7 protein-coding genes are annotated in these 11,303 nt (G+C 44.8%); all 7 read right to left on the reverse strand.

Annotated elements, in window-relative coordinates:
• Nucleotides 1-2,333, reverse strand: a 2,333-nt coding sequence (locus ACEW8S_RS13930; RefSeq protein ID WP_373518749.1) for a CRTAC1 family protein, incomplete at its 3' end; no start/stop codon positions are given.
• 183 nt (nt 2,334-2,516) lie between these two features.
• Nucleotides 2,517-4,364, reverse strand: coding sequence for a RagB/SusD family nutrient uptake outer membrane protein (locus ACEW8S_RS13935; RefSeq protein ID WP_373518750.1), 1,848 nt, complete (start codon nt 4,362-4,364; stop codon nt 2,517-2,519).
• An 18-nt stretch (nt 4,365-4,382) separates the two neighbouring features.
• Complete coding sequence (locus ACEW8S_RS13940) at nt 4,383-7,565, reverse strand: SusC/RagA family TonB-linked outer membrane protein (RefSeq protein ID WP_373518751.1); 3,183 nt, start codon at nt 7,563-7,565, stop codon at nt 4,383-4,385.
• A gap of 268 nt (nt 7,566-7,833) precedes the next feature.
• Nucleotides 7,834-8,691, reverse strand: coding sequence for a phosphatase PAP2 family protein (locus tag ACEW8S_RS13945; RefSeq protein ID WP_373518752.1), 858 nt, complete (start codon nt 8,689-8,691; stop codon nt 7,834-7,836).
• A gap of 80 nt (nt 8,692-8,771) precedes the next feature.
• Nucleotides 8,772-9,830, reverse strand: a complete 1,059-nt coding sequence (locus tag ACEW8S_RS13950) for a nucleoside hydrolase (protein WP_373518753.1) — start codon at nt 9,828-9,830, stop codon at nt 8,772-8,774.
• 238 nt (nt 9,831-10,068) lie between these two features.
• Nucleotides 10,069-10,971, reverse strand: coding sequence for a histone deacetylase (locus ACEW8S_RS13955; RefSeq protein WP_373518754.1), 903 nt, complete (start codon nt 10,969-10,971; stop codon nt 10,069-10,071).
• 4 nt (nt 10,972-10,975) lie between these two features.
• Nucleotides 10,976-11,303, reverse strand: a 328-nt coding sequence (locus ACEW8S_RS13960) for a S1 RNA-binding domain-containing protein (RefSeq protein WP_373518755.1), incomplete at its 5' end; no start/stop codon positions are given.

Here is an 11,303-nt window from a genome sequence, read left to right on the forward strand (position 1 = left end):
GCATTAGGAATAAGATCAAATTTACCTTCGTCGTCATTTATATAAATTCTATCCATAAGGTAATTTGATCCTTCTTCATATTCGTTGCCGCCGCTTACCACATAAAGATCTAAATCGCCATCACCATCCGCATCAAAAAATGTGGAAGCGACATCTTCATGACCGGATGTTTTTTGAAATGTTTCAATATTCGTCTTAGAAAAGGTGCCATTATCATTTTGGACAAATAGGGCTCCCGCCTGTCCTACTGCCCCACCCACATGCATATCATCAAGACCGTCACCGTTAATATCACCGATGGCCAATGAAGGCCCCTCGTTCGACATTTTGTGAGGGAGTAGGCTCTCCCTTTTGAAATCATCGAATTCATTTTCGACATGATGGTAATCCATACCTTTGACTATGGTTCTTTCAAATAAGCGGGACCTTGGTTCCACTTTCCTTTTTATTTGCTGTTTGGTTGTGACATTTGCATAGTCCAACGTTACTAATTGGTCGGCAGGGACCTCTTCGATGATCTGATATGTATCATCGGGCCATATGATCTCAATGGTCGCTTTTCCGTAAGCCCCAAGGCCAAAATGTAGTTCTCGGCCCATGGCGGACATAAACCCCCTCGTAAAATAGAGTTCTTGGACCTGACGGTCTTTTTGAGTGGTTACAATGACCCTTGCCCCGATTCCGTCACGGTTGTTTTCAGGGCCGTTTAATTTGACGGCCAAGTAATGGCCAAGACCCAATTCCCTAGAATTGTTCTTCAAAATAAAGGCGGGGTCATCCGTATTGTTGACCACTATTTCCAAATCTCCATCGTTATCAAGATCGGCATATACGGCACCGTTTGAGCTGGTCAGGGTACTGTCGCCCCAAACCTTATTCATTTTTGCAAAGTTGAGATCACCCTGGTTTCTAAAGAAAAAGTTCTCCCTTTTTCGTTCCGGCATTTTGTTCAAGACGTCGGAAATGTATTTTTTGGCATCGAATTTTTCAGCATTTATGATGCTGTCTTGTTTTTTATTGACATAGTTTACAAAGTCGTTGTTTCTAAAATCCCTTTTTATGCCATTGGAAACAAAAAGATCTTTTAGACCGTCATTGTCCATATCGAAAAACAGCGGCCCCCAGCTCCAATCGGTACTTGCCACTCCGGTCAGTTGGGCTATATCCGAGAAAATAGGTACATCGTTGTCATTTAAAAACCCGGAATTCAGTTGAAGGGTGTTGTACATGTACTGGTGGTGAAGGCCGACATCGACGGCTTCATGGAATTTTTTCGGGTTCATGCCGCTCATACTGGTCTTGATATCGTAGTTGCTTTCCCCCATCATGTCAACGGCCATCATATCCATCCAGCCGTCGTTATTGATATCGGCAATGTCGTTGCCCATGGCGAAGAACGAAATATGGCCTGTAGCTTCTAGAATCTTATCGGTAAAACCGTCGTTTTTAGTATTCATGTATAAATGGTCTTTGCCCGAATAATCGTTGGAGACATAAATGTCCGGCCAGCCATCATTGTTTACATCACCCACAGCGACCCCAAGACCATATTCCAGGCGGTTTTGTGCTATTCCCGATTCCTTACTAACATCTGTAAAATGCGTATTGTCATTGCGTAATAATCGATCATTGGCTACGCCACCATCTGTGGTCGTAAGTTCTGCGATACTTTTGTCGGTAGGATAAGGAGAGGGGTAATGGTTCAACAGAAACATATCGAGATCTCCATCTTTGTCATAATCCAAGAAGGTGGCCTGTGTGGAACAATCGGCGAAATCCAAACCGTATTTTTTACTTTCTTCCTTAAAGACTGGAATTTTGTTTTCGCCTTTGGCACCTGTGTTGATATAGAGTTTGTTCTTTCGGGTTTCAGCGACCTTGTACTTGCCCGAGTTGGATACATAGATATCCATCCATCCGTCGTTGTTGATGTCAACTACAGTAACGCCTCCCGAAAACCGCTCCCGAAATAATATTCCAGTCAAGTTCGATACATCCAAAAATTTTAGGTTGCCTTGATTTAGGAAAAGTTTGTACTGCTTTAACGTAGAGACGAAGAAAAGATCCTTTAATCCGTCATTGTTGAAATCGGCAACGGCCAAACCGCTACCATTGTAATAATACTCATATTGAAGGCCATTGAATTTTAGATTCTCGTCGAGTTCGTTGGAAAAATCTATTCCAGTCTCCGCTACGGTAAGTTTGGTAAAAAGGGCTTCCTTTTCAGCGTCAAGGTTAGAAAGTTTGTATTCCCTTTTGCAACTGACCAATGCAAGAATCAAAAGTGTATAAATGAAAACATGTTTTATCATTTTCAAGCGCTCTCTAATCAAAATTTCCAATATTTAGTAGCTATATTATAGGATACTTGGTATGAATATATGACCTTTTGATGAAACAAACCTAGCTTAAAACATTAAAACCTAAAAGGAGTACAAAGAAAACGACCCAATGTTTCAACCATGGGTCGTTTTCTTTAGACATAACTCTTAGGGGTATTGCGCCACCAACCATTATTAGTCGTACCCCGGATTTTGGACCAAGGCTGTGTTGGCATTCAGTTCGGCAATTCTAATGGGCACATAATACGTCTTGTCCAACCACAATCGGTTTTCAAAGCCTGGATCGACCACGGTCGGCTCATACGAATAATTATAGTTTGCGGGATCATATTTATAGGTGGCTACATTGGTGCCAGGGCGTAAGGTGCCCGTAATTTGAATGCCCGTTGCGGGCGCACCAAGCGTTGAAGGGGCAATCATCCACCTTCGCGCATCGTGGTACCGATGTTCTTCATAGACAAGTTCGAGCCGCCGCTCGTTTCTATAGACTTCCATCAACTCGCCACCTGAGGCCGTGACCGCAGGAAGGCCTACCCGATATCGAATTTGGTTCAACCAATTTGTAGCTTCCGCTTCATCACCGGTTTCCAAAAGGGTCTCGACATAGTTAAGCACCAGTCCGGTTTCCCTAAAGAAGGGCCAAGGTATGGTTTGAAATCCGGTCTGATCGACAAAGTCAGGATCGGGGTTAATGAATTTTTTGATATAATATCCGGTTCTTGTACCATTCCAATCCTCTACTGGGCCTTGGCGGGTATCCAATCCAAAATGGGTTGTTATTTCCCCGCCGGCGACAATATCATATTGTCCTGTCTGTATTTCATTGGCGGGATCTCGCTCCGCAACATCTGAAGGTCGGGGTTTCCATTCCGCCCCATCATATAATACAGTGGCGTAGAATCGGGGTTCACGGTTTTCATAGGGCGCGCTGGCTTGATCCGGATTGTCCCAATCAAATTCCGAACCATCACTCATGGCATAGTCGTCTATCAAATTCTGTAGGGGTGCGTTCCCGGCCCAGTTATGATACCCATTCGGGCCGTTGAAAAGTCCGATGCGACGACCGGGACCTTGGGCTTCTACATATTGACGTCCCCATATGATATCGCTTTCTCCACCGTTGCGGGCCAGGTAAATGTCACTATAATTTTGCTGGCCCTCTTCCAATGACACCGGAGCCATTAATCCGAGCATATAGCCCGCCGTGGAATAATCAAGTGCGGCCTTTGCGGCATCACGGGCCTGTATCCATCGTTGTTGCTGGTCGCCGGAGGTGTAGGCTATCAACTCCGGATCCGAATAGCTGGCCAAAACTTCTGAGTTTCCTGATGCCGTAGGATAATCGTGCAAATCGCTTGCTGCGTATAACAACACACGTGCCTTTAGGGCTAGGGCAGCAGTAGGGTTGGCACGACCGGAATCCAAATTGCGACCGTCAAGAAGCTCAAAAGCCCGCTCGCAATCGGCAACAATAAAATCAACGCACTCCGCGAATGTATTTCGAGGTATGTTATAATCAGAGTCTAAATCTAGAGGTTCGTTGATTAACGGCACTCCACCATAAAATCGTAATAGCTGATGGTAATAGTAGGCCCTAAGAAAATGAGCTTCTCCGGTTAGGCGATTTACCAATTCTGCATCTTCAATACCCCCATCGGCCAAATTGGAAATGGCCAGATTGGCATCCCGAATATACCCATACATGTTGTCCCAATTCCAAGTGTTATTTATCCATCCTGTACTGGCAGAATTGGCTCGCGATTCGTTTATGGTATTGATGCCTCGTCCCGTATGGGTAAATATGGCCTCATCGGTCAATGATGCCAGCATCTGTTCATCGAGGCCTCCGGCTCCCAGTCCATTATACACTCCGGTCACGGCCGCTTCCGCAAGACCAGCATCGGACCATACACTTTCTTCTGCAACTTGGCTTAGCGGGGTAATACTTGTAAAATCATCATTACAGCCCATTATCGCGACTATAGGTAGGATGATTCCCCATTTGATAATTAAATTTTTCATATTCATAGTTTTATTTTTTTAGAAAGATAGTGAAAATCCTGCACTAAAAATTTTGGATACCGGATAATCTCTGCCACTTGTGTTCAACCCTTCTGGATCGAACAGTGCATCGGTCCAAGTAAACAGGTTAGCCCCGTTAAGATAGAACCTTAAATTGCTTAGACCGATTTGACCTACTATTTCCTCTGGAAAATTGTATCCCATTTCAAAGTTTTTCAGTCGAATATAATCGGTATCTTGCCTCCAATACGTATTACCATTACTATAGTATTGGTCGGCTCGATTGGTAATTCTTGGATAGACACTACTGGGGTTGTCGACCGACCAGCGATTGTTATAGTCCCTTTCCAAATAATTTCCAATGGTGCCCGCCTCGCTAAAGTTAAAGAATAGTTCACCTCCCCAAGCCCCTTGAAATAACAGGCTCAAATCAAAATTCTTATAACTTGCCGTTAGGTTTACGCCTCCTTGGAGTGTGGGATTAAAGTTTTTGTCATTTCTATACCGGTCATCTGGTGTAATGCGTCCATCACCATCAAAATCTAAAATCTTCATATCACCTGGCCGCAGATTGTTTACCAATGCCGAATAATCCAAAGTTTCCGCATCGATATCGGCTTGAGTGGCAAAAACACCGTCATAGCCATATATCAGTTGGGCATCGATAGTTCTACCGGTCTGCCTTTGCCATTCGGGCGAGCCTTCTGCCTCATCGTTAAAAATAATCTCGTTTTTGGCATAACCTGCATTTACCGAAATGCCATATTGGAAGTCTTCACCAATAAAATCATTCCAGCCAAGAATAAAGTCAAAACCTTTGTTTTCGACCTCACCAATATTCTGCCGAGGTGGTGTAATTCCCGAAAGTGCGGGTAAGGAGGCGGACGGTGTAGTTAGAATATCGGTTCTTTTGTTCAGGAACCAATCAAACTCTAGGTTTAACTTGTTTTTGATAAAGCGGGCGTCAAGACCAACGTTGATGTTCGTGGCGACCTCCCAAGTAATGCCTGGGTTGGGAACGGTCGATTCGCTCAAAGTGGTTACCAACGCATTGTTAACTACGTAGCTTCCGAAGCCATAGGTAGCCAAAAATTGGTTGGCCGGAAACTCATCATCATTAAAAGCGTCATTACCCAACTGTCCCCAGGAACCCCTCAATTTCAGAAAATTGAACCAAGAATCGCTGTTCGAGCTGTCGAACCAATTTTCCTTGGTGACAACCCAGCCTGCGGTAAATCCAGGGAAAAAGCCATAGCGTGTTTCTTCGGGGAATAAATAGGATCCGTCATATCTCCATAAAAACTCCATCAGATATTTTTCTTGAAAGTCATAGGAAACCCTTCCAAAATAATTTAACCTGGATGCACGGTTAGAAGAACCATCAATGTCCTGTTCTTCATTACCCCCGGCAAAAAGATCATCGATTACCGGTGAAATGAAATACCTACGAAAAGCCTCAAAGCCCTCATAGGTTTTAGTTTCTTTGTTGGTACCTGCGAGAAGCAATACATTGTGGTCTCCAAATGATTTTTGATATTGAAGGTTAGCCCCCAGGAGAATACTCAAACGATTTTGCGCAAATTGCCTTAGGTTGGGTTCGGCCGGTCCTCTTTGAACCGGGGTGAGGCCTGACTCATTGCGATTGACTCCGTCCCAAGTATAGAGTTCCCAAGGGGTTCGCCACACTTTTCTGTTCAAAAAACTTTTGTCAATGGCGGCAGTAGTCTGTAATGTAAGCCCTTCAACCCATGGAATTTTGATGTCCAATGTGGCATTCGATTGAAAGTAATCCCTGGTATCACGGTCATAGCCTGTTTCATTAGTGGTAATAACAACAGGTTGCTGGCCGTTTTCAATATCGGGTCCAGGAAATCCATTGGGCCAATACGCAGGTTCGGTGGGCCTTCCCCTGGTCAACATCCTAAATATTGCTCCCACAGACTCAGTAGGGTAAAAGCGCTTTTCTTCCCTTCCCAAGACTCCTATTTTAAACGTAATGCCGTCGCTGATCTTTGCATCGAGGTTAATTCGAAGATCGTATTGCTCATAACCCGTTGCAGAACTTTTGTAATAGGCATCTTGTTTCAAATAGCCTAACGAAGTAAAGTAGTTGAAGTTTTCGCTACCTCCGGTAAGCTGCATGGTATGTTTTTCTTGTGAAGAGCCCCTTTTGAGCGTTTCTTTGAACCAATCAGTATCGGGATGCCCCCAAGGATCTTGACCATTTCTGAAAAGCTCGATGTCATTTTGGGTAAATATAGCATCCCTTGTTGAGCCGTCAGGTCTGGTGTAGGTACCTGATGCTGTATTAAAAGCATCGGTTGCTCCCTGCCATTCTTCTTCCGGAAGGTTATATACCTCCAGTTCATTCCGTAACTCTGCATATTGTGGTGCATTTGCCATTTCGGGAATTACGGTAGGTGCCGCCCAGCCTTGTTGGGATGAATACGTGATTTTCGGTTTTCCGGTTTTTCCTCGTTTAGTGGTAACCAATATAACCCCGTTTGCTGCTCGGGCACCATATATTGCTGCAGAAGCATCCTTCAGTACAGAGATACTCTCAATATCGGCAGGGTTGATACGGCCTAACCCGCCATCCCGGTCCGGTATACCATCAACCACGACCAAGGCACCTGTATTATTGTAGGTGTTTGAACCGCGAATACGTATAGTGGCAGCATCATTTCCGGGTTCTGCACTGGCCTGTTGCACAAAAAGACCTGCAACCCTACCCGAAAGTGAGTTGGTAATGTTTACTGTAGGTGATTTAGTGAGTTCTTCGCCCTTTACAGATGCTACGGCTCCCGACACGGTCGCCCTTTTTTGGGTACCGTAGCCTACGACGACAACCTCTTCAAGATTTTGAACATCTTCTTGCATTACTACATCGATTGTGCTATTTCCTCCCACTGGGAGGTTCTGTGTCAAGAAGCCGATATAGGAAAATACAAGAGTAGCGTCCGCACTTTCGGTTTCTATCGAATAAATACCGTCGAAATCGGTAGAAACCCCTACAGAAGTCCCATCGATTACAACACTTACGCCAGGCAATGGCGTTCCCGATTCGTCCGATACCGTGCCTGTAATAGTTGTTTGAGCAATAGTAGTTGAGAATGCAATTACGCCAAAAAACAGTAATAGTGTTGAGAAAACGCGAATCCCATGCGCACCTTTGTATTTGACATTGGTTAAGTTGTTCATAAATATAGGTTCTAAGGTTAATTGGGGTCTAAAATAGCAATTTATTAACTATAACCATAAAAAATTGTTAAATTAAATTTTAAAGTCCCAAGTTTTGGCATTCGAGATTTCGAATTCTAACGTGCCCGCCCCTACCAGTAATGCACTTGTAGTAGGAGCTTTAGGGCGTCCCAAAATAAACTGTAAATCTTCCCAAAAAGAGGGCTCCTCATCCAAAAAACAAAGTTTCGAAATGCATTCATAAACAAAAATCCGTTTTGGAAAAGATTCAAAAACTAACAACAACCCCAACAGTCCCCGCCCCAAAATTCAGGTCCCAGCTCGTTTTCTTATCCTTGAGATAGGCTCGGTGTTCAGCTTCGCTATTGTACTTTTTGTCGTATTTACGGTCGAGATAACGGTCTATCGATTCTACGGTAGCGACGCTGATGGCAATGGCGAACACAAAATCGCTGAGCCAATGTTGGCCGTCCCATACACGGGATATCCCAGGGATGGCCCCTATGGTGTAGATACCGGCTTTTGCCCACGGACTTTTGAACTGTTTGCCGATAGCATATGCATTGGTAAAGGCCAACAGCGCGTGGCCGGAGGGGAATGAATGGAACCTTCGGTTCGAATTGAAGGGGTCGAACGTATCTTTTCCCAATCCCGATTCAGGTCTTGCCCGTCCTACCGCTGATTTGAGCACCTGCTGCAATAGGCCCGAAGAAGCGGCGGAGGCTACCAGCAATACTCCGGTTCGCCTCAACTTTTCGTTTTTGGTAAATAGACCCACCACATATACCCCGGAAGTAGCCAGAAAGTTGTTTTGTGGACTCCCATAGAACGAACCGTAATCACGGATCCAGTTCGGTACGCTTTCACGGTTCGCCCTGACAAATCTCGAAGTTTCATAATCGGCTGTATAGACCAGTGCCGTACCGGCAACAACCCCGGCGAACTGTGCCCAATGCCTACCCTGCCAATGAAAGGGGCGGGCGTATGAGTGACCGATGCCCTTGAACATGTTGCCGAAGTCATATTTGAACATATCCCATCGCGTTTCGTCGAGCGTGGGTATCGTATCTTGTGAGAACGAGATATGCGAAAAAATGACTAGGGATAAAACAAAGACTTTTTTCATACGATGCGGAATGATTGGGTTGTTCAATGTCCCAAGGTAATATCTTGAAAAAAAATGTACTCACACCCCAATTGGCCTATTTAAAAATGCGCGTTAGAGGGTTGGATAGGCTTCGGATGCTTTAAAGTTTCGTAAAAGTCGGCCAAGATCGGCTGCTTGTCAAAATTCTCCCAAACTAGGATGGTCCTTTCGTTTTCAGGTCTTTCCGCCCATTTGTTATCTATCAAAATGGGACACGGAATACGTTTTGTAACGCCCCACCCCGGGTTCTTGAGTATGGCCAAGGCTACCATATCGAAAAGGGGACGCGAGGGGGTAACCTGCGTGGTGTTCATGTGATCGAAAATATGTTCGAAAAGGTTGATTCCATAGTCGCCAAAGGTATCAAAAGTGCCACCGTGCCTACCCGTAATGGGTTCGGTAGCCTTCGGGCCCATACCCGGGAGTTTGTCATTTGCTTCGGTCTTGGTCACGGCGACGGCATCCGTTCCCGAGGGTTTACCATACCGTACGGTGACCAATTCAAACGGAATTTTGCTGTTCAATACATAGTTCATGGCAATGGTATCGTTGTCTTGGTTGTACTCCCCAGGTTCGGGATAATTGCTTCCCAACCACACGATTTTCGTGCGTTCGGCAAAGGATGGGTCCTTTTTAAGAGCGAGGGCAATATTGGTCAATTTACCTACGGCCACGACGAGAATCGAATCTTTTTTTGTTTCCTCCAGCATAAAGTCCACCCCATCTTGCCCGTCATAGTTGCTGGGGTCGAAATTGCTACCGATATCCTTAAAATTTCCTTCCGCACCTTTCAACAGGGGCACCGCTTCCTTTAGATTGCAAAGTTGCATGATACGTTCGGCCTCGTCATAATGCCCCTGAACACTTTTATCGTTTCGCGTGGCGTTTACCGTAATGCCTTTAACATCGAAAACATCGCCGTTTAGCAACATATAGGCAAGTGCAAACTGATTGTCGAGTTCATTGTTGGCATCGGTGTCAAAAATCAATTTTATTTTTTCGGAATTATTTTCCTGAGGGATATTTTGAACAGGATTTCTCTCGGTCTGTTTTTCTTTACAGGAAAATAGAACGGCCAAAACAGCCAGAGATGCTATTGCAAAAGGTTTGAACTTCATAAAAGGATAGATTTTTCTCTGGAAACCGATTCCAATATGGGAAATTACAAAAATGTACCATCATTGCTTGCGTAGCGAAGTAATCTATTGAAGAATTTGATAGTCTTAACGGATTGTCGCTCATTTTCTGGCTACGATAGTAAAGCTGTCATTGATAAGAGCGGGTAATTTATTGAAAATTCGGATGATTATAGCATTCCCGTTTTTAGAATTTTTGTACAGGATATCCCTTTGACGGTCAAAAGAAAATATGTTGAGCAGCCCGAAAGGTGTTGGCATGCGCCTCAACGATAATTTTGATATCGGGGGAATACCCGCCGCCCATACTGCATTGTACCGGAATCTGGAGTTTACGGCACGTTTCAAGTACAAATTCGTCTCGCTGACGGCAGCCTTCGACGGTCAGGGCCAGTGTGCCCAATTTATCGGATGCGATCACGTCTACCCCGCTGAGGTAAAAGATAAAATCGGGTTTTTCGTTGGCTATTAATTTAGGAAGGGTTTTCTTAAGGATGGATAAGTACGCCGCGTCACCCGTACCCTTTTCCAAGGGGATATCAAGATCCGACTTTTCCTTTTTAAAGGGATAATTGCCTGCCCCGTGCATCGAAAAGGTAAATACGGATGCATCGTTCCGGAAGATTTCTGCCGTGCCGTTGCCCTGATGCACATCGAGATCTACGATCAGAATTTTTTCAGCCAGGTTTTTAGACTGAAGATAACGCGCGCCGATGGCTTGATCGTTCAGCATGCAAAATGCTTCCCCCCGATCGGAATACGCATGGTGCGTGCCGCCGGCGATGTTCATGGCGATTCCGTTTTCGAGTGCGAATTCGCAGCCTTTCATTGTGCCATCGGCGATGATACGTTCGCGTTGCACCAAATCTTCCGTCAACGGGAAGCCGATTTTACGCGCCTCCCTAGGCGGAATCTTAATGTTCAGTAAATCGTAGAAATACTCCGGATCGTGAACGGCAACGATATATTTGTCATTGGGAACTTCTGGCTCGAAAAAGTTGTCAGGTGTGCAGGTACCCTCATGCACTAACTGTTTCGGCAACAGGTCGTACTTCAGCATCGGAAAGCGGTGGCCTTCGGGCAAAGGGTGTTTGTAGATGGGGTGGAAGGCGATTTTGAGCATTGCTTTATGACTTGTGCAATTCTAACTGAATCCGCTTTCTGGGAATATCTACGGATATAACTTTTACGATTATCTGTTGATGTAGGTGAACATGCTCGTTGACATCTTTGACAAAAGTATCTGAAAGGTTGGAAACGTGGATAAGTCCGCTTTCCTTAATCCCAATATCTACAAAACAACCAAAATTGGTGATGTTGTTCACAATACCCGGAAGTAATTGCCCGTCCCGCAAATCGGAAATATTTCTTACGTTTTGGTCAAAGGTGAAGACTTTGGCCTTTGCGCGGCGGTCGAGTCCGGGTTTTTCGAGTTCTTCGATGATATCCTGAAGG

It is taken from the genome of Pricia sp. (assembly GCF_041745955.1).
Classification (GTDB): Bacteria; Bacteroidota; Bacteroidia; order Flavobacteriales; family Flavobacteriaceae; genus Pricia.

Bases quoted from the DNA above. Each gene is read 5' to 3' on its own strand.
- ACEW8S_RS13935 (WP_373518750.1), bottom strand. From the start codon at position 4,364: ATGAAAAATTTAATTATCAAATGGGGAATCATCCTACCTATAGTCGCG.
- ACEW8S_RS13940 (WP_373518751.1), bottom strand. From the start codon at position 7,565: ATGAACAACTTAACCAATGTCAAATACAAAGGTGCGCATGGGATTCGC.
- ACEW8S_RS13945 (WP_373518752.1), bottom strand. From the start codon at position 8,691: ATGAAAAAAGTCTTTGTTTTATCCCTAGTCATTTTTTCGCATATCTCG.
- ACEW8S_RS13950 (WP_373518753.1), bottom strand. From the start codon at position 9,830: ATGAAGTTCAAACCTTTTGCAATAGCATCTCTGGCTGTTTTGGCCGTT.
- ACEW8S_RS13955 (WP_373518754.1), bottom strand. From the start codon at position 10,971: ATGCTCAAAATCGCCTTCCACCCCATCTACAAACACCCTTTGCCCGAA.